Below are 20,855 nucleotides of genomic sequence, written 5' to 3'. Positions count from 1 at the left end.
TTTAACATGATGAATACTGGTGAACACTTTATCTATAACTTTACTCTTCTCCTCCACTCTCTGAGGTAGTTGCACATGACGGCATCCACTCTCCGGAATCATCATGCAGGGTGACGTTGGAGCGTATCCCGTGTTTAGTCTTTCGCTTCTGGTACTCCTTGCCGTACTCAGCCATTGCACCTGGCATATCGGTTCCAAACCGCATCAAAGAAACCGGCTTACTCAGACCGTTGGCCCGCATGTATGCCAGATAGGCGTGATACAGATATTTGCGCGGACTGAATGGCACAATCTCCGCATTGCCGATAAACATCCCATCACACACTACCGACGCCATCAGATAACCGCAGAAATCCACCAGCGAATCACCTTCACGCTTGATAGCCAGTGCCTCTTCTGACTTCTGCTGTTCATGCAGCAGCTGTTTGGCTTCGTCCTGGCTGGAAAAGCGGGTCAATAGGTGGCGAATGATGACGGCCAACTCACCTTCTATCTTTTCAGCCAGCATCGTATCGCGCTCGTTTTCCGGAACAACTTCCGTGAAGTTGAATATGACCCGCCGACGCGATATTCCCCCACTACGGTCGCTGAAGGTCATAGCGTTGTTGTTTACGGCAAGTACCACCGCTGGAATACGGGTTGAGTATGGTGCTTTATGTTTCGGGTCGATAGAAACCTTATCACCGCCCGTAATGGCCTTAATCCCGGCGCCGTCGCCAGCATAGCGGGTCATATCCGGCATGATGATCAATGAGTACCCCACCACCAGCGCTCTGTCTCTGGCATCCTCCAGCGCTTTCATGCTGGCTGATACTGTATTGGCCTTACCCGCCAGCATGGTGCAGATTTCCGCCATCACACTTTTCCCGCTACCGCCTGGCCCCGTAATCTCAAGGAATAACTGCCAGTCGTACCGATTCGCCAGTACCATAAATAGCGCCGCCAGCACACGGTCTGTTTTGCGGTCGTTGTTGGCCACGGAACGTCGTAACCACTTCCAGAAGTTCGGCGCATGGCTGGCCAGTGTCTCCCCCTCAGCTGGTGGACTGAATGGCAGCTCACTGGCAATCAACAGCCAGTCGGTTTTGCAATGCTCCCTGAATACCCCTGTTCGGGTATCAAATACGCCATTACTGAAGCCAATAAGGTTACGGGCCGTGACTCCCATCACCGGCAGGCTAAGTTTCATGGTTTCCACCGCCGATTTGATGGCATTTTGCGAATAGGCTACCTCAGCATCGATGTAAATCTGTGCCATCGCCCGTTGCAGCTCTTTATCCGGGAGTGGATTCCAGATCACACCGTTATAGTGGTGAACCATGTCCGAATCTGCATGAATAGCCAGGTCGCCATCGTAATGCGCCAGCAGCACTTGCCCGCGTTGACTGGCCCCCATCTGGTTCAGAGCCGGGCTAACTTCATCATGCGCTGGTTCTCTTTTCGTCACTGGCAGATTTACTACTGTGCTTTTTCCTTCCCTAATCCGATTAAGATGATCGCGCCAGTCCTCCGGATGAGTATCGGGAATACCCTTATAAAGTTTTGCGTCCTGTACCCCGGCCTGTGCCAGCTTGGCACCAATGGCACTAATCATCGACGTCTCGATATCGCCAGCCAGGTACACCCGCGCAGCTCGGCGGCCATCATCGATAATGCGCAGGTTGTCCAGTTCCTCCAGTTGCCGCGGCCCCAGATAAACAGGAGGCGTGGTGTCTTCCGCAATCTGTTTACCTAATCCCTCTTCCCATTGTTTGGCATGACTCCATGCGTCAGCACCAGCAAAAATAATCGCCTCCGTAAATTTGTCCTTCGGCAGTTGCTTCACGTTCGGTGCGTTTTTCATTTCCCTGCCCTCTTAGCGGCAATCATCGCGCGAATTTTCTTTATCTTTTCTGCTGTATTGTTGGTGTCGCACCATTCGGCGATTGTCTGGCGCTTCACTGGCGTGAACTCCCTCAGAAAACGAACCGCAGGAAATGCACATTCCCCCGTATACCCGTCGCGAATAAAACAAATGCGGCTTGGTGTTGCAGATAAAACCGTTACACGCTCGCCCCGTTTATCCTGGTAAATATCGCCCGGCAGGATCTCAGGATGAGTGAAGCCCCCGGAGGTAAACCCGGTATTTTTCTTTTTCATCGTGTTATCCCTTATTAATCGGCGTTATACGGTAGCCAGCACGTTCAAGCATTTCGGTGATAGTTCGAGGAGAAGCAATAATTTCTTCATCACCAATCGGATTATCTGAAATAACAACCCCGTTTTTCACATACACCAGAATTCGACCAGTAAAAGCTGGGGATACATGCAGACTCACATTGAGCATAGGTATCTGGCTATGCATGGCGCACCTCCCTGTTATCGAATGCCAGCGACATTCCTGAGGCGTAATCGAGGAAAGCAAATCGGCAAGGTGATTCTGTACGAATCTTTGCGGCAAAGGTCAGGCTCCAGCCAGGGAACGCCTGGCGCGCCACGTCCTCTGTATCTGCACTAAAACGGACGATTACCGGCTGGCAATCGGGATGGCTTTTAGGCTTAGCTAGGAACAACCATGTAAATTTAGGGCGAGTTTGGGTATGCTGGTGATCAGCCATAATCGTTACCTCTTTTAACGGTTTGGTTAGACGCCTCGGTAGTGTTCCCGCACTTCGGGGCGTTGCTATTTGCAACACATGTATGTAATGTGTCATTACACATAAACACATTACATCGGGTGTAATTGACGTGTCAACACACAAAAATGAAAGACGTGGTAATCCACCATTCCAGTTCAGACTAGACCCTGAGTTACGTGAGCTAATGGAACAGGCCCAGCAGCAAGATGGTGATGAGTCGCTGGCTGCCTGGATAAAGCGAATAATCCGCAAAGAGCTACAATCACGCGGCATCGAGCCAAAAGGATGAGCAATGAAAAAAATTATTATCTTGGCGGCTGTTTTAATTGTTGCCGCCTTTCTCTTAAAATCCTGCTTCACGACAAAGATCCTCTGCGGAAGCAAGGAGCGAGATGTATTGCGTCCTGGATGCGAAAAGGCTTTGCAAAAAAGCTGAATAAAATCAGCGGGCGCAGAATTGCGCTGGCTCATTCTTTGACCACCAGCGTTAACCCTGGTATCCTGAATATGTTTAGTGTTATTGCATTGGCGGCCCGGCATGGCCGCCTTTGTTTTATCTGCCATAGCCCACCTCACGCCGTCTGAGTTCTACGCGTGGAATCCAGATAAGCATCAAGATCGGATTTGAAATAAATGACCTTGCGCCCGACTTTATGAAATGGGATTTTTACCCGCCCTGTATGAGCCCAGTTCGCCAATGTCTGAGCATTAACGCCAAGGTGAGCAGCGGCCTCATTGCGGGTGAGTCTCTTAGGAGTATTCGATTCAACTAAATGCATAAGTAGCTCCGTGTATGACAAGTTAGCACCGGAGTTACTCTATTGTTGATGAAAACAATTAGGCAGGCAGGGATAAGAGCTATGCAGGGTGCATAGCTACTATGCCCCTACCTACAAAATCAATGAAAATGACGTTGCTTTTGATGTTACAGGAGGTTTTATTTTGGCTGCCTTAATCCAACGATCAAGAGTGTCGATGCTAACCTGTCCATTGAAATACCCATGGAGTTTTTGACACATCCCATTCTTACTAGCCGTAGGGTAACGGCTCCATGTGTCCTTAGCGATCCTAATTGCCTCGCTGTAATGTTTATTACGTGGCTTCTTCGCATTTTCTTTTAGTCTTTCTTTGTATGCTCGATCTTGGAGGTCTCGTAATACATTAGGATATATGCGCATTCTCAACCTATCGGCATAGATTCTATCGGCCACAGTCTGAGCTATCTCAAACTGAGACTGAGAATACAGGAGAATAGCCGCACTCATTGCCTGAGAATCGTCCTGGGAGCATTTGATACCATATTTCTCTGTAAATAGTACCAACTCTGATAACTCGCCACTTAATGTCAGTCTATTAAAGGCATCGGAATACTTATCTGGAATTTCATATAAAACAGGTTCTTCATAATCTTTTTTATTTATGGTTAAGGCATTCAATACGGCGTTAAAATCACCGCGTAAAGACGAAAGTTTAATAGCTCCAACTGAAACCTGATGAATAGCCTCTTCAATTTTTTGAGTTAAGTTAATCATTAGCAGCTCCTGCAGAAGTCTGATTCATCAGATTGAAAATTAGCGTCCTTTTTTCTTCATCACTCATCGATGCCATGACTGCCAGCAGCTGTGCATCAATAGCCTTTTTACTCTCCATCAGCCCAGCCTTTTCCAACAAATAGCGCTCCACTTTCTCAGCATGTTCCTGCAACTCATCAGCGCCAAAATGCAAGTACCCTTCCGTTACGTCAGCGCTACGTAGTGTTCTATGGTTCAACAGCCGTTTAATCAAGTCATGCCCTAGACCAGCAAGAGCAGCAGCAGATCCAAACGTACGGCGGGCATCGTGGTATTTGAAACTAACTGGCGGCAAAGCATCAGGATTAGGTACAGGAACAGTTGCAGCGACAATCCTGTTTATTACCTTTCTCGACTCACTGATAACACCACCATCTTTTCCGGGGAATACATATGGCTCATCACCTTTTCGAAGTGATAACCGGCGGCGGAACATTTTCAATAACGAGGGGATAATTGGAAGTTCCAGCGGATCGCCGTTCTTCGTCTTATCAATCCAGAAATAAAGGGCAGGAATATTAACCCGACTCCACTCAAGTTGAAGAATTTCAGACTTACGGAGTCCCGTAAACATCGCCATATATATTGCGTCACACGCTGCTTGTGCGAAGTCATCGCGATTTTCAGCGGCCTGCAGGCGTACCTGCTCAATAGCTGCGAACCAGCGTCCCAGATCGGTATTCCTGACACGCTCAGTTTTACGCACCAACCCGTGCCAGTGCCCTTTAGTGCTCAGTACCATAGTCGGCGGTTCAGGTAACAGACTACGGCCCTCATCGTCCCGATAATGATCCCATGCAAAACGGAATACAGCCCGGATAGCTCGTCCCCAGGCATCGGCCTGTGATTTGCTTCCCGTTCCGACACCTGCGCGAAACTTTGAACGATCCTCACCAAACCACACAGTACCTTCCGAAATGGCTTTGTGTCGCTTCTCTACTCGTTCACGGGTGATATGCAGCATTGGCTGATTCATCCAGTCACCGGAATAATTGGTGAGTAGCCCTCGGTATTGATCAGCTGTGGTCTGGCTAATCCGGTGCCCTCTCACCTTCAGGCGCTCTTCAAAAGCATCCAGCAACGTTATCAGCCGTTTTTCATCCTGCTTCCGCAGGTCGTTTGGGTTCTTCCGGGTCATGCTCATTTCACCCAGAGACCTTATGGCCATCACTCTGGCATTTTCGACGCTTAGATCCGGGAATCGCCCCAGCGTCACCCGAAAGTGCTCACCGTGCTTTTTACGCGAGACACTGAACGTCTTCACTCCACCAGCGGTAACGCGCAGGATAAGCCCGGGTACCTCAGTATCACGGTATTCCACCCGGGAACCTTTTAACGCCGGAGGTAAACCCTCAATTCTCGATTTGGTAAATCTGAACGTTTTTTCAGTCATACTCGTTGCGCAGAAAAGATCGTTTGGTCACGGGGGTTCCATTCTGGGGGTCCCGTGGGGGTGTCATAAACAGGTAAAACAGAGTATTTCTGGTTATTTATACAGTGTCAATGAGTTTGTTAACTCATTGATTTATTATGACAAAGTATCTTAAGGTAGGATGGCAACGCCATTCTCATAATCGCTTGGTCGTTGGTTCAAACCCAACAGGGGCCACCAAATTTTATCTTTAAAATTATATAATTAAGCCACTCTAAAGAGTGGCTTTTTTGTTGCCTGCTTTTAAAGTGGCGATGAATTGGCGGTGGATTTTTTCCCGCCATTTTTCAGAGCACATAAAAAAACCGCTCGCGGCGAACATTTATCGGAAATTTATCAGAGCCACAATGACCGCTGACCACCAACAGTCGGGTGAGGTGGGGCCAGTACTATCGTACCGGGTGTAACAATAAAATGCTCCTCCGATTCCATCGTTACAAACGTACAATTGCACTTTATGTTTGTGCATTGATGGTAACGCTCTTTGGTACGCGGCCTAGTTTTTATCGAGCACGACGTCAGCCAGAGGCCCGCACAGTTCGACGCGCTGCCCCTCCTGCACATGCAACGCGGCGTAAATCGCCGATATTCGGATGTCACGACCGAGGCGGCTCTGTTCCGTGATATGCGCGGTTAACTGTGCTTTGGCAGCAGCAGAATCGGCTCGGTCGCCGGGCCGGGGTAGACATACAACACCGCGTCAATTGCATAATTTACTATTTCAGCCGACACAACCGTCAGGCGGTCAGCAACCGGGCGTACACTCTCATCATTCAGTGCGGTACTGACCGCCTGCAATAAATCATCTGATGCTGTGCCGTCACCTTCACGAGACAGGACGGCGATAGTGACTTCTGCCAGTGCCGGGCTGTTAGCCGAGGCATCCGGTACGCGACCATCGGCACTCAGGGCATGAAACTCATAGGTACCGGTCGGCCCTGCAACAGTCATGCCCTCAGATGCCGCCGGGATGCGCTGGCGTAAATCACTGTCAGATTCCAATACCGCATCCACTGGCGGTATTTGCGTATCGTCACCCGGAGTGATGACCAGGCATTCAACGTTATTATTTGCCGCGAGCTGGTCGAGGTCGTTTTTGATGGCATAGGCCACCATCCCGGCTTTCGCCGCCTCATTAATGCGCTGGCGTAAAATCACCTCGCGATAGGCATTCTCTTCGAGATATTTCACCAGTGGCTCAGACTCCAGCGTTAATATCCTGGCGACCGCTTCCTGCTCATCTTCTGGGTACAGTGAAATCAGCGTCGCTTTGCGTTCGGTGAGGATGGTTTCAAAATCCAGCGTTTCCACTACATCAGCCGCGGGGAGCTGGCTCAGGTCGATAACTGCCATAGATTCAACTCACAGGCATGGTTAAGGAAAGGCTCTCGCCGGTATCGGTGATTTGGCCGGTCACGTCGACGACCATTTGCCCGTTAAACTGCCGCTCTGTAGTGATACTGGTCAGCCTGACGCGCGGTTCCCACTTCAGGATCGCTATGTAGCACGCCGACATAATTGGCAGCTCAAGCGCCGGGGTCTGAGGCTGATCTATCATCTGCGACAACAGCGAGCCGTATTCACGACACATGACGCGGGAGCCGATGGGCGCGCGCAGGATATCCCCGATGCTCTGGCTGATATGATCAACGTCTAAAATGCTTTCACCGGTCACGCGATTCATGCCGAGATAACGCGCTATCATAGTGGTTCCCCCGTTTCTCCACCGCTGTCGCCAGGGTGTTTATGGGTGTTGAGCACCTTGCCGTTAGAAGAAAATGAGCCGCCGCCGTGCTCGATATAGCCAGACATCTTGCCGCCGTTCTTTACCTCCAGCGTACCGGTCATCAACTTATTGGTGCAGACCACCTCCGGTGAATCGAGGTTGACGCGAGTCGAAGCTTTGACCAGCACAACCGGCACGCTGACGGCAACCAAGTCGGATGCGGTCACATCGGCGGTTTTAATGCCGGTGACAGTCAGCGCGCCGGTCTCCGGCTCATAACTCATAACGGCACCGTCGGGAAACTCAACGTGCCAAGCATCCTCCGAGACCGACGGCGCGGGGTTGTCGTCGGAATAAATACCCGGCAGCACAAAAGCGGTATCGAGCTCACCGCCCACGGCCAGAATCATCACCTGCTCACCAATGGAGGGAGCCCACCAGGTGCGCGAGCGCCCGGCCCGATGCGTCAGCCACTGGAGCCAGTCGGTATAAATGCCGCCGCTCTGCACGCGACAGCGCCCGGCGTCGAGGTCAGTTTCGACGACGATGCCGGTGCGGAGCATGTTGCGTATCGCGCGGGCAAGTTCCTGAATAGATGCGAGAGTATTCATAGGGGAAAGGATGCCGCATGGAATCGTTCCTAACAATCCAAGGGGGTTTTGCTGTAGTTGACACAACGCATCGTTCGAAGCGAATATGGAGATAATCTCATTGATGAAAAAAAACCTAACTAATTAACATACTCCGGTGCATACATGTCAGAAATTCTAATCAGTTACGATGAGCAAAAAGATAAATTTGAATCCTATGCCCTAGTCCTCAAATCGCTGCTGAACACATTGATTCGGAATGCAGAAATCTCTATTCACTCACTTGACTCTAGGGTTAAAACAAGAAAAAGCCTTGAAAAGAAAATAAACAAAAAGAATAAATATAATTCAATAATGGATATCACCGACATTGTGGGCATCAGAATTATAACCCATTACGCTGATGATGTTGACAAAATAGCAGCATTAGTTGAAAGGGAATTCCTAATTGACACCGAAAACTCCATCGATAAAAGAATATCCATCGAGCCTGAGAAATTTGGCTATCTTTCACTACACTACATAGCATCCCTAAATAATACTCGTTTAAATTTAAAAGAGTACGAGACATATAGAAACATTAAAGCCGAAATTCAAATACGCTCGATACTTCAACACGCTTGGGCTGAGATCGAACATGACATTGGGTATAAGTCAGCTACAGGACTTCCCAACGAGATAAGGCGATATTTTTCTCGACTAGCGGGACTATTAGAGTTAGCTGATGACGAATTCATTAAAATCAAGGATAAAATCACAGCCAGACAACAAGAAGTTGCTAATGAACTTGAAAGTGGCTCTGGTTATTCCACTTTAGACATTGTTGTGATAGATGAATTTTTAAATAAAAGCAAGCTTATAGATGAAATTTCAAATCAAATCCGAAAAACACATGGAGTTAAGGTTCGCGGTAGAAATGAAGATAAAAACCTTGAGTACCTCTTAAATGGTTTGAATTTGGTTGGAATAACTACAATAGCGCAACTTAATGAAGCATTAATAGAAATGAAAAACCACATTTCAAATCGACCCTCTTGGTTTGGTGAAACCTTTATTAATTATTACAGTAAAAACACCATGCCACGAGAAGCTATCATCTCTTATCTCTGCCAGATAATGATCGCACTAAAAAACTCCCCTGCAATAGAATCTGAATACAATAATATCTCGGGATTAAATTTAAAAGAAGAACATATCTCTGACTTTTTCTCGGACATAAGGAAAAAAATTAAAGGTTAGAACTAATTACCGCATTTCGAACTCTTGCTGCTTATTAGTAGTACAATACCGTCAGAAATATCCGGCAGTAATCTGTAGTGGTTTGCGCGAGCTGGTATAGAGTTAATCGGCGAGGTAGTCAATGATGACGCTTTCCACAAGCTGCCGGTCATCTTCGGTAAAGCCCAGGAGCTGACGCTGTGGGTACTCGACGGCGGCGCTTTTGGGGGATGGTTTATCCTTGAGCCCGAGCTGATGCACGCGGGCGATGCGCTGCACTTTCCCGGTAAATTCCACCACCGCCGCGCTGTCGCCGCCGCTCGCTTTCATATAGCGGCTGGTACGCAGTTTCGCGAACATTTCGCGCTTAATCCGGCCTTGCTTTGCTCTGACGGGCTGGCGCTTACGCGGGGCAAATGGCGTACCATCCGGGGCTTTCTGCGATTTAATGCGCTGCTGTTGCCGCTGGCGTAGTTTCTTCGCAATGTCGGCGGTCATCCGGCGACGTCCGGCAGGAGAAAGGGCCGCTATCAACCCGGCAAGCTTGTCCTCAAAGGGTTTGAAGTCATTCATCCCATTTACTCACCCGTTCGCCATTACTCCACATCTCAACGGGGCGCGCTACCGGCTCCGGCGGTGTCGGCTCCGGGATGTTCTCAACGTGCAGCGCGCCGTCGATCTCTTTGACCAGCGTTCGCTCGGTCAGCAACAGGCTGATGCTGACATCTAGGCTACTGTCGTTATTAATGTCGGCATACCAGATAAAGCCCTTTTTTCTTCCTTCATCGGTTGTCATGATGTCCGGCTGATTGACGCGCAGCCAGGCCATAATCGGCACAAACAACAGGTCAATATCGTCGGTGAAATCCGTCACCACGATGTTAAGCGTGTACCGCTTTTCAAACGACAGGGAGCGCGCCAGCGTCGCCGTATTGCAGCCATCGTCCAGGCGAAGACAAAGCATGTCGGGGTTGGTACGCAGTACCGGCACCGCATCAGTTAAGGCTTTTCGCAGACTGTTGGGCTTTTGCATCGATTTCATCCTGGCATTGTTTCACCGTATCAACCTGAATTGCGCAACTCTGTAGGGCACTTTCAAGCTGGCGTATATCCGTGCTCAGGTCGCCATTAGTCAGCGGGTCGCTGCCCGGCATCGGACAGGGGCTGACCTTCGGGCAGGCGTTGTAAACAATCACCGGCGGCGGCGTTGGTGCAGGCGGCGCGCTGGTGCTGTAAGCGCACCCGTTTTAGTTCCACGCACTTTTTGAGATTTCCGGGGTTTCAGCCATCAGCCGGTATTCTTCCGGCGTCAGGTTATTCAGGGATTCGTGGGGGCGCTCGCCGTTATATTCAGCCAGCCAGCGCTCTGTAATTTCCCGTGCTTCATTCAGTGTTCTGAACAGATAAAAATCCAGTATTTCTGTTCTGTATGTCCGGTTGAACCGTTCGATAAAGGCATTCTGCGTTGGCTTGCCGGGCCTGATAAACTCCAGCATCACACCATGCTCTTCTGCCCATTGTGCCAGCGTCAGCGAGACCAGTTCCGGACCGTTATCCATCCGCATCTTTAGCGGATATCCGCGGTTTGCCACGATCCTGTCCAGCACTCTTACGACCCGCTGCGCCGGGATATTCAGGTCAATTTCGATCGCCAGTGCTTCGCGGTTAAAATCATCCACCACGTTGAAGGTCCGGAAGCGTCTGCCGCACACCAGCGCATCGTGCATAAAATCGATGGACCAGCTCTGGTTCATCGCCTCTGGCGTCACCAGCGGAACCGGATTGCGCGCTGGCAGGCGCTGTTTTCCCTTACGGCGAAAATTCAGTTTCAGCAGGCAGTAAATCCGGTGAACGCGCTTATGGTTCCAGCTTTTGCCCTGCCTGCGCAGCACCTGAAAAAGCTTTTTAAATCCGTATCGCGGATAGCGTTCAGCCGCCACGGTCAGCGCCATAATGACTGGCTCATCACGTTGCGTATCCGGCTGATAACGAAATACCGTCCTGCTCAGCGACAATATCCTGCATGCCTGACGTAAGCTCATGGCAAACTGCGCGGTAGATAGCTGACCAGCTCACGCTTTATCGCTGGTTTTAAAGCTTTTTTTCAATAACGTCTTTCAATGCGCGGCACTCGAGGCTCAGGTCCGCAAACATCTGTTTCAACCGGCGGTTTTCATCTTCGAGGTCCTTCATCTTTTTGATATCAGAGGCTTCCATACCGCCGAACTTCGCTTTCCAGTTGTAGTACGAGGCCTCAGAAATCCCGGCTTCGCGGCACACATCTTTGACGGTGCGTCCGGCTTCGACGGACTTCAGAACGGCGATGATCTGGTGTTCGGTGAATCGGGCTTTGCGCATGGCGATCTCCTCCAGGAACATAATCAGTATGCAGGAAGATCTCTAAATGTGAATGGTCCGCTTTACCGGGATGCTTACATACCGGCTTACCGGCTTACCGGTTTGATTGAATTACTCATAGTCAGGTTCGTAATCCATTTCCAACTCACCAAAATATACTGACCCAAGACCATCAATCATTTCAACTCTATCGATTTCCAAGGCATCAACATTATCTTTGGCCTCATCAAAATCACCGCTTAATGTAATCAGCATATTAATATCAAAATCTTTACTGACACTTCTTTCCACAGAGCCCATATTGACATAATCACGATCTATTGAATCAAAATTGGATAATGAGAACATACCATTTATTTCCAATGAGATATTCAATGTGGCTTCAATAACAATAGTATCTTTAGTATCTCTGATAACCCTCAAGTTATCATCAATAGAGTTCAGATTTATAAATTGTACCTCACATCCTTCAGGCTCCCAATAAAATGAAGAGTCAGCTTCTTGTGTAACATCCACACCATCAAAGACGTAGCCTAAATGACCGGACAACTGGGTCATGAACGATAGACAGTTGCCAGAAGCGATACGAGATTCTAATTTACTAACGACCGCATAGGGTTTGTGCGCACGGTTGAAGTGATTTAAGGCCTCAGAAAGATCTTCATAACAATCAATAAGTTCTTTCGATTTACAGTAAGAAGCCCAATCCTTATCACCAGATATCGCGTAAACCACCTGACCAGTTTTTCCGGCCCAATTGTTCAATGCGATTAACGAAATTGCATCAGGGAATTCTTTTTGCTTCTCACCTACAGCTGCAAATGGCGGTTCTTGAGAAAAATAACTAGTCGTAAGGTCTTTTACTGTTACATATTCGTTTGTATCAAGAATTATAGCACCAGTGGACTCAATAAATTGCGAAACCTTTTCTTTAGCTAATTCTATACAATCTTTCGCCGACCCCAGCTTATTCTTTAGAGATTCTACATCTGCACTTTCAACAATATTGTGCTCTCTAATACTATCCAATGATCTCTCAAGGGAAAGTTTGCTCTTTTTTATTCTTTCTTCAATATGACTGGTAATTTCGTTGACAACTACATCAGTCAAAACAAAAGTAGTCGGGGCAGTTTTGAATTGAACCATGCTAGCAAGTAAGCCTTTGTCCAGCCTCAATCCGTTCCCATCAAAAACAGTGGTGTCTAAAGTTATTGCAGTATACTTCTTCACGGTCATTTTTTATCCGATGAGTTGAACATAGAAATGGTTCAAGAAGTATAATCTACCAGTGATTATCATGACTCTGATAAGTATCACAAGTTTCCCTCATCCTTGTAACCGCATCCCTCTTGCCAGTGGCGATAAAGTGGCGGTAGAAATGGCTCAAACTGGCCCTTAGTTGGTATACAATGGCCCTTTATGCGCATGATTTATAAGCAAACCTATTGATTTTCGGTTGTTCCTGTAGGAACTCATAATCGCTTGGTCGTTGGTTCAAACCCAACAGGGGCCACCAGATATCAAGGGCTTACGTGCAAACGCAGGCCCTTTTCCTTTTCAGCCTTCCCTGAAGAGAACAGCGATCGGCAAACCACCGGCTTAACCTGGACCTGCGCTTATGCCGACAGGCGCCGAAGACGCCCGCCGGGTATACCGCACTGTTTCAGCCCAACGCTCAGGAGGTCGGTAATGCCATCATGTGGTACTTATTGCCATTGAAGTTAAAGAAACCGACGTCTTCAAACTGGTTGCGGGTATGAAACGCATACGAGCGCGGGTTCAGTACATTGACGAAAGTAACGATGACGGGATAACGCGGGGCGAACACCTTGCGCTGATACTCAAGCAGCAACTCGCCCACGCCCTGACCACGATACTCTTCTGCGACGCAGATGGGGCCATACTGATATGAGCTAGCCGCATCCAGTTTTTTCCCCTGGTAGCGATATTCGTTGAGAATACTTGCCATATATTTAAACATGGGCCAGGGGCTGAGAAATTCCCACGATCCGCCGAGCAACAGGCCAATAACCTTGTTACATGAACGATCAACAGCGATCACTACACCACTTTCGGCTGAACTCAGTTCGCTTAATTGCTGCTGCGTCATATCGGTGGTGACAAATCCATTCGCCCGCTGCTCGCCTGCAAGATTTTTAGCGTGATAGCGCTCCAGCAATTGTTTCACCTCAGGGATGTCTACGTCTTGCGCCAGACGAATGACGATATTTTCATTGACCATTGCCATTTCATACTCCTGTAAAATATTTTACTGAAAGCGTCACCATCATCGCACCGACGGTGACAAACAGAACTTTGCGAATGATTTCACCATTGGTTTTAATGGCGGGCAGAACCATAAGCGCCATGTACCTCTGCATTTTTTGCTTCAATATAATCAGTACAGGCGGGAATGATGGAGGACTGGGTGATTTGCCGGATATAAAATTGCGGTAGTTTCCATATTACATAACAGTCCTCTTCAAGCCTTTTCCTGAATTCGTCTGTTGGTATGGGAAGCGCGTCTTTGATACGATCGGCGATTGATAGAATAATTCCATTCTTCATAAACATACCCTGTCCTGAAGCTACCAGTATAATAAGATTTGTTTCACTATTTATCTGAATAACGCATTCAGATATTTCCATTTCATTCTAAATAGTGCGGTCAATTTATAACGCAGATTTATTAACCCCTTCAAGATAGCGGATAAAATCCAGACGATCTTTTTACCTTGCGAGCTGATTACAATCCTTTAAATTTTAACTACATAATTTTTATAAAACTTTATCCTGCCGGGATAAAGCTGAATCAGTTCAGCTAAATATTGTCAACAATTCATTAATAACAAATAGAAATAAGATATATCAACATTAGCAATGCTACTGGATACGACGTTTCTCAAGTCAGTTCAGCGATGCGGGCAATTGCGCATTTCCATCCCTGCAGCCCTCAGGATCGTGGATGTCGAACGGCCCGACCTGACGGTCGCGTTCATTCGGTCTACCACGAGGGCGTGGCGTAATACCGGCATACTCATAGACAGGTTAAGTTGTCAGGAATGAAAGACAGTGATTGCCCTGCCACCGCTGCCATTGACACGATAGTTGCCGCGTCTGCATTAATAGCTAACTCAAGCAAGAAGCGGGCTTTGCGAATTTTTTAGCTGTGCCCATTCTTTTTCCTGCAGGTGGCTAGCCAGCATTAACGTGCAAGCCAAATGTTGGTGAATTGCTTATCCGCAATGAATGTGGCATAACACCGGTCCATAATAGAAAGAGTTTCCTTTTCATATTGTTGGCGCAACATCGAGGATTTGCTGATGCAATTAACGGTTCTGGTTGATAATAATACATTAATTGACAGGTATCTTGTCGGTGAGCCTGGTGTATCCTATCTGATTGAGCATGATGGACAAAAAATCCTTTTCGATACCGGATATTCGGATGTTTTTTTGCAGAATGCGCAAACGTTGCAAATTGATTTAACCACCATCGATAGTATCGTTTTATCGCATGGGCATAACGATCATACCTGGGGCCTCAATCATTTAACCCAACATTATGATCGCCTAAATTTCACGCCTGAGAGAAAGATAAACTTAGTTTGCCATCCAGATGCATTAAACCCAAAGTATTTTGATGCAAAATCTATAGGGATCAACTACAGATTCGATCAAAATGATCTCTTCTTCGATAAAATTTGCAGCAAAAAACCTTATCCACTCACTGAAAACATCATCTTTCTTGGTCAAATACCAAGGGACAATAAATTCGAGATGCTGACACCGGTAGGCCAAACGGTGGATGATAACGGCGAAATCACTAATGATTACGTTATGGATGATTCTGCGTTGGCAATAAAGACAGAAGAGGGACTGGTGGTAGTCACAGGCTGTTCTCACGCGGGAATAGCTAACATTATCGAATATGCCAAACAGGTTACCGGAGAGAATCACATTGTGTCGGTCATTGGCGGATTCCATCTGCAAAATGCCGATGAAGATCGCCTCACGCAGACAGGGGATTATCTTAAAGCATTATCCCCAGATTCCCTCTATCCATGCCATTGTACCGATCTTGCGGCTAAGATTAGCCTGGCGCGTTTTATCAAAATCAACGAGGTCGGCGTTGGGCTAAAACTAGATTTTTCTGCCGCCGGGAAATGAATGCAAAAGAAGGTAGCCGGCACGCAGGAGAGCAAACGGCAGCAGCGGCAGCAACCAGGCTCGTTAAAATTCAGGTCAATATCTGAAAAATAACCATAGCCTGCACCAGCTGATCGAAATCAATACTCCCCTCTCGCCCCTCTTATATATAACCCGTTGACTCACAAAAAGGATGAAATGATGAAAATACGGGATATATCAATCAGTACCTGTCTGGCACTGTTATTAATGGGTTGCGTAGCTAAACCGCCAATGGCGACGGAAAGTGAAATGAAAGAGGCCGCCGCCTTTGCTTTTAATGTCGATGCTTCACAGGTGACAATTTCCGATGCGAAGCAGCAGGATGTGAAAACCAATTTTGTGGCCACCATCGGCAAAACCAGCCATCGATGCTATGTGACAAAAGCCGCCGAGCCGAAACTTTACGGGCTGATCCCACTGGGCGGCGGCAGTACCGTCTCGGATGCCATCTGTGCCGGCAGCAACCCGACGCCAGCGAGCAAAACCTGCGACGCCCTGTCGAAAAAAGCGGGCCGCTGCTGAGCCTTTGCGCAGGAGAAGGCCGCTGACTGCACACTTAGTCACTTTTCCTGCCGCTTTACCGCGGTCGCTTAATTCAGCGACCGCACCTGCTGATAAGAATTGAGCCGTTCACGCAGCGAAGTCAGCCAGGCATCTGGCTCCTGGCGGCAGATTTCGGTGAGGATCGGCGTCAGCACCAGTTCAGCTTCATGAAAGTCGGTCCACTCCGGCGGCTGCAGAGAAAAAGGATCGTTCATCAACCAGATCACCATCGGCGTCCAGGTGCGCGGGTCCAGTTGCAGATAATCCTGACAGCGCATCATATCGCGAGTCCGTACCTCATCGGGTGCGATATTCTTTCCCGTCGCGACGCTACTTATTGCCAGAATGATTATTCCTGCCATCAGACGTTTCCAACCCCATTTTCGCCAGAGGGCGCGCTTTTCTTTTGCCATTGTTATTATTTACCTGCCAGCTGTTGCCGGAGGGAATTCCGGGCTACTCACCTTAAAAAGAGCAGATTAATCGTTTGCATTTTTTTTAACAGCAGACAGCGCTGAAGTCAGTGAACGCCTGTTCCTACAGCTGTCATCCAGATATGCAAATATATTCAACAAGCACTCATCCACAATATTTTCCCGGCCGAAAACGATTTGTGTTACAATTGCGCCTTATTACGGCACCGATAAAAATAACCTCCGCCGCACCTGCACCAGGCATCGCCCTTCTTTTTTCATATCAGGATTTACGCCCCCATGAATGCGATAATCATTGACGATCATCCATTGGCACGTATCGCCATTCGCAATCTTCTCGACACCAACGGCATTACCGTCGCGGCAGAACTCGACAGCGGCGCCCATGCGGTGCAGACCGCAGAAAGCATGCAGCCTGACCTGCTGATTGTCGATGTCGATATTCCGGAGCTCAGCGGCATCGACGTTCTGGAGCAGCTGCGCAAACGCCGTTACCGGGGAAAAATTATCGTCATTTCCGCGAAGAATGAACTGTTCTACGGCAAACGCAGCGCCGACTGCGGGGCCAACGGTTTTGTGAGTAAAAAAGAGGGAATGAATAATATCCTCGCCGCGATCGACGCGGCCAATAATGGCTACAGCTATTTCCCTTTTTCACTGGAGCGCTTCTGCACCCACGGCATCACCGATCAGGACCGACTGGATACGCTGTCAACGCAGGAGATGAAGGTCTTCCGCTATATCCTCTGTGGCGTCGACTACACCACCATCGGCAGCAAAATGAATATCAGCAATAAGACGGTAAGCACCTATAAGGTCCGTCTGATGGATAAATTAGGCTGCAGCTCCCTGCTTGAGCTTTATGACTTTGCGCAACGCAATAAAATAGGGTGATGGCATGGTGGTTCGTCTTATTTTATCCGTCGTTGTCGGGTTGGCGCTGAGTCTCTCTCCTGCCACGTATGCCATGAAACAGCTGGAGCTGAAGAGCCATTCTCATATCGCGGCGATCGATATTCCGCTTAGCGGTAAGGAGAAAGCCTGGCTGGCCGGGCAACCGACGCTGACCATCGGCACCTGGCTTCCCGAGAGGACGCCCATCGTCTATGACGGCGACGAGAAAAGTTATCAGGGCATTAACGCCGACTATCTGGCGCTGATGGCGCACAGCCTCGGACTGAAGGTGATTATCCGCCAGTATGACACCGAGCAGCAGGCGCTCACCGCCCTGGCCGACCGGCAGGTGGATACCCTGCTCACTCAGGTGGCGCACCGGGATGCGCTCGCCCCGGGCCTGGATCAATCCGCGCCGCTGCTTAAAACCTGGCCGGCGCTGGTGACCTCGCTGAAATCCCCCCTGCCGCCGCTGACCACTGACCGCCGCGTTACGCTGGCCTGCACCCGCGAATGCGCCTTTTTCGATATTATTCAGCAGGCGTTTCCCAACGCCAAAATCACCCTTTACGATAGCGACTATCAGGCGCTTGCCTCGGTGGTCAGCGGTGAAAATCAGTATTTCATTGGCAACAACATCACCACTGGCCACTGTATCTCGAAGTATTTCTCGCAATCGTTGGTCATTGCGCACTATTTTCGTCAGCAGGAGCAACACAACCGCTTCGTCACCCGCGACGATCGGCCGGAGTTACACCAGATCCTCGATCGTTTCATTCATGCCATCGACAGCGATACCGCGATGCGGATCATGCAAAACTGGCTCAACCGCGGTGATCTGTCGTTTCTCAATACCCCCCTCCCCTTTAGCGCCGAGGAGCAGCGCTGGCTGCAGAAGCATCGTCGCGTCCGCCTGCTGGTCAACCCCTACTTTCCGCCGTTTACCCTGGTGGATGACGAAGATGAGCTGCGCGGCATCATGGCCGATATGCTGAATATTTTCTCACTGCAGACCGGACTACAGTTTGAACCCATCCTGGTGCGCAATCGCCACGATCTGGCAAAGCGCATGGAAAAAGAGGACTGGGCGATCATGCCCGCCGCCACCCTCAATTCGCAGCCGCAGGCCTACGTCACCCTCAGCGATCCGCTCATTAACGTGGCCTTTGTGCTGGTTGCTCGCGGCAGCGCGCCCGACCCGCATCTGCTGACGCGATCGGCGCGGATCGCCCTGCCGGTGGGGCCGATTGCCGCCCACGACCTGAAAACGCGCTTTCCACAGGTCAACTGGGTGGAGACAGATAACGTTGGTATCGCCATGAAGATGGTGGAAGAAGGCGAAGTGGATGCCGCCGTGGCCTCGGAACTCTCCGCCCGCTATATGATCGATCACTACTATCCGCAGGGCCTGCACTACACCCGCATCGACGGACTCCCGGTCGCCGCCATTCGGCTGGCCATCCCGCGCGATGAACCGGTGCTGGCCGCCATTCTTGGCAAAGCGCTGCAGGCGATTCCACCACGGGATATTCTGCAGATGACCGAGAAGTGGTCGAAAATATCCAGCCAGCAAATCGAGAACTGGAGCCAGTACAGCCGCCAGTTTTACCAGCTGATCGCCTTTGCGCTGGTGCTGATCGCCATCAGCCTCGGCTGGGGACTCTCCCTGTGCCGGGAAGTACGCAAACGCAAAGACTCCCAACAGCGGCTGGAAGACGAGCTGGCGCAGAAGGAGGCGCTCTCCTGTGCGCTGGAGCACGAGAAAGATAAAGCCGTTCAGGCGACAAAAGCGAAGAGTCGCTTTCTGGCCAGCATGAGCCACGAGCTGCGCACGCCGGTGAGCGCCATCGTCGGCTTTCTGGAGCTGCTGGCGAAACCGGAGCTGAACGGCGGCCAGCGTAAAGAGGCGATCGAGCTGGCGGGGTCGACGGCGCAAACCCTGCTGGGACTTATCGGCAATATTCTTGATATCGACAAGATTGAGTCGGGAAAATACCAGATCACCCCGCAGTGGAGCGATGTCGCACAGTTAGTGTCGCAGCAATGCCACACCTTCGACGCGCTGGCGCAGCAAAAGGGCATCGTTCTGCACCACCATAACGCGCTGCAGGAAGGGATCATGCTGTGGCTCGACCCGCAGGCGCTACGGCAAATCCTCAATAATCTCATCGGCAATGCGCTGAAGTTTACCGCCGAGGGTGCGATTCAGGTCAGTTGCCGGCTGGTGCAAGCGGATGAGACGCAGGGGGAGCTGACGCTCATCGTCAGCGACAGCGGCTGCGGGATCAGTGAAGCAGAGCAGGCTACTCTCTTCCACCGCTATGCTCAGGCGCGCCAGGGGCGCCAGCAGACCGGCTCCGGACTGGGGCTGGTCATTTGCAAAGAGCTGGTTGCGCTGATGCAGGGTCGACTGGAGATGGTCAGTCACCCGGGGGTGGGGACAACTTTCACCATCACCCTGCCGGTCAAGGCGAGTCACTGCGCGCTTCATGCGCCGCAGGCATTGCCCACCAGGCCGCAGGCCCTGCCCGGGCTGGCGATATTGATAGCGGACGACCACCCCACCAACCGGCTGCTGCTTAAACGCCAGCTCAGCACCATTGGCTATAGCGTCGATGAAGCCTGCGACGGTGAAGAGGCGGAGAATAAGCTCGCCAGCAAACATTACGATCTGCTGATCACGGACCTCAATATGCCCAGGAAAGATGGTCTGGCGTTGGCGGCCTCGTTACGCCGTCGCTATCCGGGCCTGGTCATTTGGGGCGTGACCGCCAGCGCGCTGCCGCAGTCACGGGAGGCGTGTCTGGCCAGCGGCATGAATATGTGTCTGTTTAAGCCGGTGTCGGTTCAGACGCTGAGCCATGAGCTTAGCCGTTTAGCGGAGGGCCGCGCATCACCTAACGTCACCCGGCACCTGAAGCTCAGCGTGCTGACCGAAAATACGGGGGGAGACCAGGCGCTGATGACTGAAATACTGGAGACGTTCCGCGATGCGTCGGCCACAGATTTGCAGGCCGCCGGACAGGCTATCGCCCGGCATGAACCGCAGACCTTTCTGCGAGCGCTGCACCGTCTGCACGGTTCAGCACAAATTCTGGGGATTACTGCGCTACAGCAACTGTGCGCCCCTTTTGAGGCTAAGCGACCTGATTCGCTGACGCCGGCAAGCTGTCTGGAGGTGGTACAGCACATCACCGGCGTCATGCGCGAGATCGACGGCGAAATCAACGCCCTGATCGGCCGCTAGCCGTTCCGCTCGGGCAGTCCGCCTGCCCGAGCGT

At 50.2% G+C, this 20,855-nt stretch carries 23 protein-coding genes, 1 tRNA gene and 4 pseudogenes; 8 read left to right on the top strand and 20 right to left on the bottom strand.

Translation table 11 applies throughout. From position 1 onward, the window contains the following. Positions 1 to 40: 40 nt before the first annotated feature. The 4 genes from FHW76_RS23535 to FHW76_RS23520 are packed head-to-tail and all read right to left on the bottom strand — an operon-like array spanning position 41 to position 2,597. The gene (locus FHW76_RS23535; protein ID WP_064166687.1) at positions 41 to 1,843 is read right to left on the bottom strand and encodes a primase-like DNA-binding domain-containing protein; all 1,803 of its coding nucleotides are present in this window, start codon (positions 1,841 to 1,843) and stop codon (positions 41 to 43) included. Continuing rightward, positions 1,840 to 2,139 (bottom strand): DUF4222 domain-containing protein, encoded by a 300-nt coding sequence (locus FHW76_RS23530; protein WP_064166688.1) that lies wholly within the window; start codon positions 2,137 to 2,139, stop codon positions 1,840 to 1,842. Before FHW76_RS23530 ends, FHW76_RS23535 begins: the two co-directional genes overlap by 4 nt. 4 nt (positions 2,140 to 2,143) lie before the next feature. Then, entirely contained in the window at positions 2,144 to 2,344 is a 201-nt protein-coding gene (locus FHW76_RS23525) for a hypothetical protein (RefSeq protein WP_074192850.1), read from the bottom strand. Next, positions 2,337 to 2,597, bottom strand: coding sequence for a host cell division inhibitor Icd-like protein (locus tag FHW76_RS23520; protein ID WP_074192851.1), 261 nt, complete (start codon positions 2,595 to 2,597; stop codon positions 2,337 to 2,339). Before FHW76_RS23520 ends, FHW76_RS23525 begins: the two co-directional genes overlap by 8 nt. Positions 2,598 to 2,727: 130 nt before the next feature. Here FHW76_RS23520 and FHW76_RS26545 point away from each other — a divergent pair, with 130 nt between their 5' ends. Together FHW76_RS26545 and FHW76_RS26540 are read left to right on the top strand one after the other, a co-directional pair. Continuing rightward, complete coding sequence (locus FHW76_RS26545) at positions 2,728 to 2,907, top strand: hypothetical protein (RefSeq protein WP_071827566.1); 180 nt, start codon at positions 2,728 to 2,730, stop codon at positions 2,905 to 2,907. Positions 2,908 to 2,910: 3 nt separating this feature from the next. Next, positions 2,911 to 3,054, top strand: coding sequence for a hypothetical protein (locus tag FHW76_RS26540; protein WP_238637924.1), 144 nt, complete (start codon positions 2,911 to 2,913; stop codon positions 3,052 to 3,054). Between the two features lie 136 nt (positions 3,055 to 3,190). Here the strand turns inward: FHW76_RS26540 and FHW76_RS23515 are convergent, their stop codons facing one another. The 7 genes and pseudogenes from FHW76_RS23515 to FHW76_RS23485 form a co-directional block, all read right to left on the bottom strand. Continuing rightward, on the bottom strand, positions 3,191 to 3,397 hold the full coding sequence (locus tag FHW76_RS23515) for a helix-turn-helix domain-containing protein (protein WP_074192852.1): 207 nt from the start codon (positions 3,395 to 3,397) through the stop codon (positions 3,191 to 3,193). Between the two features lie 111 nt (positions 3,398 to 3,508). Next, complete coding sequence (locus FHW76_RS23510; protein WP_077267714.1) at positions 3,509 to 4,150, bottom strand: hypothetical protein; 642 nt, start codon at positions 4,148 to 4,150, stop codon at positions 3,509 to 3,511. Beyond that, positions 4,143 to 5,582, bottom strand: a complete 1,440-nt coding sequence (locus FHW76_RS23505) for an integrase family protein (RefSeq protein WP_064166689.1) — start codon at positions 5,580 to 5,582, stop codon at positions 4,143 to 4,145. The genes FHW76_RS23510 and FHW76_RS23505 overlap by 8 nt, the downstream gene beginning before the upstream one ends. 375 nt (positions 5,583 to 5,957) lie before the next feature. Further along, positions 5,958 to 6,185, bottom strand: a complete 228-nt coding sequence (locus FHW76_RS23500) for an ogr/Delta-like zinc finger family protein (RefSeq protein WP_077266454.1) — start codon at positions 6,183 to 6,185, stop codon at positions 5,958 to 5,960. Beyond that, positions 6,118 to 6,974: pseudogene (locus tag FHW76_RS23495) on the bottom strand (baseplate J/gp47 family protein). Before FHW76_RS23495 ends, FHW76_RS23500 begins: the two are co-directional and overlap by 68 nt. Before the next feature lie 4 nt (positions 6,975 to 6,978). After that, positions 6,979 to 7,326, bottom strand: coding sequence for a GPW/gp25 family protein (locus tag FHW76_RS23490; protein WP_047666979.1), 348 nt, complete (start codon positions 7,324 to 7,326; stop codon positions 6,979 to 6,981). After that, positions 7,323 to 7,910 carry a phage baseplate assembly protein V gene (locus FHW76_RS23485; protein WP_233426602.1) on the bottom strand — a complete coding sequence of 196 codons (588 nt, stop codon included), beginning with the start codon at positions 7,908 to 7,910 and terminating at the stop codon, positions 7,323 to 7,325. Before FHW76_RS23485 ends, FHW76_RS23490 begins: the two co-directional genes overlap by 4 nt. Before the next feature lie 192 nt (positions 7,911 to 8,102). Here FHW76_RS23485 and FHW76_RS23480 point away from each other — a divergent pair, with 192 nt between their 5' ends. Then, the gene (locus FHW76_RS23480; RefSeq protein ID WP_064160947.1) at positions 8,103 to 9,176 is read left to right on the top strand and encodes a GTP pyrophosphokinase family protein; all 1,074 of its coding nucleotides are present in this window, start codon (positions 8,103 to 8,105) and stop codon (positions 9,174 to 9,176) included. Between the two features lie 102 nt (positions 9,177 to 9,278). Here the strand turns inward: FHW76_RS23480 and FHW76_RS23475 are convergent, their stop codons facing one another. From FHW76_RS23475 to FHW76_RS23450, 6 genes and pseudogenes are all read right to left on the bottom strand, one after another. Next, positions 9,279 to 9,728, bottom strand: a complete 450-nt coding sequence (locus FHW76_RS23475; RefSeq protein WP_064160948.1) for a phage virion morphogenesis protein — start codon at positions 9,726 to 9,728, stop codon at positions 9,279 to 9,281. Then, the gene (locus FHW76_RS23470) at positions 9,721 to 10,188 is read right to left on the bottom strand and encodes a phage tail protein (RefSeq protein ID WP_064160949.1); all 468 of its coding nucleotides are present in this window, start codon (positions 10,186 to 10,188) and stop codon (positions 9,721 to 9,723) included. The genes FHW76_RS23475 and FHW76_RS23470 overlap by 8 nt, the downstream gene beginning before the upstream one ends. After that, positions 10,151 to 10,324, bottom strand: a pseudogene (lysC, locus tag FHW76_RS26330) (Rz1-like lysis system protein LysC); the annotation flags it as partial. The pseudogene lysC and the gene FHW76_RS23470, both read right to left, overlap by 38 nt. Then, positions 10,284 to 10,397, bottom strand: a pseudogene (locus FHW76_RS26535) (LysB family phage lysis regulatory protein); the annotation flags it as partial. The pseudogenes FHW76_RS26535 and lysC, both read right to left, overlap by 41 nt. 5 nt (positions 10,398 to 10,402) lie before the next feature. Beyond that, a pseudogene (locus FHW76_RS23455) lies at positions 10,403 to 11,513 on the bottom strand (IS3 family transposase). Positions 11,514 to 11,624: 111 nt separating this feature from the next. Beyond that, positions 11,625 to 12,749 (bottom strand): PIN domain-containing protein, encoded by a 1,125-nt coding sequence (locus tag FHW76_RS23450; RefSeq protein ID WP_064160900.1) that lies wholly within the window; start codon positions 12,747 to 12,749, stop codon positions 11,625 to 11,627. 175 nt (positions 12,750 to 12,924) lie between these two features. Here FHW76_RS23450 and FHW76_RS23445 point away from each other — a divergent pair. After that, a tRNA-OTHER gene (locus FHW76_RS23445) sits at positions 12,925 to 13,029 on the top strand. Positions 13,030 to 13,188: 159 nt separating this feature from the next. Here the strand turns inward: FHW76_RS23445 and FHW76_RS23440 are convergent. After that, positions 13,189 to 13,761, bottom strand: a complete 573-nt coding sequence (locus tag FHW76_RS23440) for a GNAT family N-acetyltransferase (RefSeq protein ID WP_008806541.1) — start codon at positions 13,759 to 13,761, stop codon at positions 13,189 to 13,191. Positions 13,762 to 13,853: 92 nt separating this feature from the next. Beyond that, on the bottom strand, positions 13,854 to 14,087 hold the full coding sequence (locus FHW76_RS23435; protein ID WP_008806542.1) for a hypothetical protein: 234 nt from the start codon (positions 14,085 to 14,087) through the stop codon (positions 13,854 to 13,856). Positions 14,088 to 14,836: 749 nt separating this feature from the next. Between FHW76_RS23435 and FHW76_RS23430 the strand changes: the two genes are divergently transcribed. Further along, entirely contained in the window at positions 14,837 to 15,682 is an 846-nt protein-coding gene (locus FHW76_RS23430) for an MBL fold metallo-hydrolase (RefSeq protein ID WP_077269385.1), read from the top strand. 270 nt (positions 15,683 to 15,952) lie between these two features. After that, positions 15,953 to 16,225, top strand: coding sequence for a hypothetical protein (locus FHW76_RS23425; protein WP_032691249.1), 273 nt, complete (start codon positions 15,953 to 15,955; stop codon positions 16,223 to 16,225). A 68-nt stretch (positions 16,226 to 16,293) separates the two neighbouring features. Here the strand turns inward: FHW76_RS23425 and FHW76_RS23420 are convergent, their stop codons facing one another. Then, a complete protein-coding gene (locus FHW76_RS23420; protein ID WP_172616548.1) occupies positions 16,294 to 16,659 on the bottom strand; it encodes an HdeA/HdeB family chaperone in 366 nt (121 codons plus the stop codon). 300 nt (positions 16,660 to 16,959) lie between these two features. Between FHW76_RS23420 and evgA the strand changes: the two genes are divergently transcribed. Both evgA and FHW76_RS23410 read left to right on the top strand, forming a co-directional pair. Beyond that, positions 16,960 to 17,574 carry an acid-sensing system DNA-binding response regulator EvgA gene (gene evgA, locus FHW76_RS23415; protein ID WP_110220895.1) on the top strand — a complete coding sequence of 205 codons (615 nt, stop codon included), beginning with the start codon at positions 16,960 to 16,962 and terminating at the stop codon, positions 17,572 to 17,574. Between the two features lie 4 nt (positions 17,575 to 17,578). After that, positions 17,579 to 20,821 carry an ATP-binding protein gene (locus tag FHW76_RS23410; RefSeq protein WP_183477037.1) on the top strand — a complete coding sequence of 1,081 codons (3,243 nt, stop codon included), beginning with the start codon at positions 17,579 to 17,581 and terminating at the stop codon, positions 20,819 to 20,821. Positions 20,822 to 20,855: the final 34 nt, after the last annotated feature.

This window comes from Klebsiella sp. RC2, assembly GCF_014192815.1.
In the GTDB taxonomy this organism is placed as follows: Bacteria; Pseudomonadota; Gammaproteobacteria; order Enterobacterales; family Enterobacteriaceae; genus Klebsiella; species Klebsiella variicola.
The sequence above is the reverse complement of the archived record's forward strand: the minus strand, read 5'-3'. Positions and strand labels throughout refer to the sequence as shown.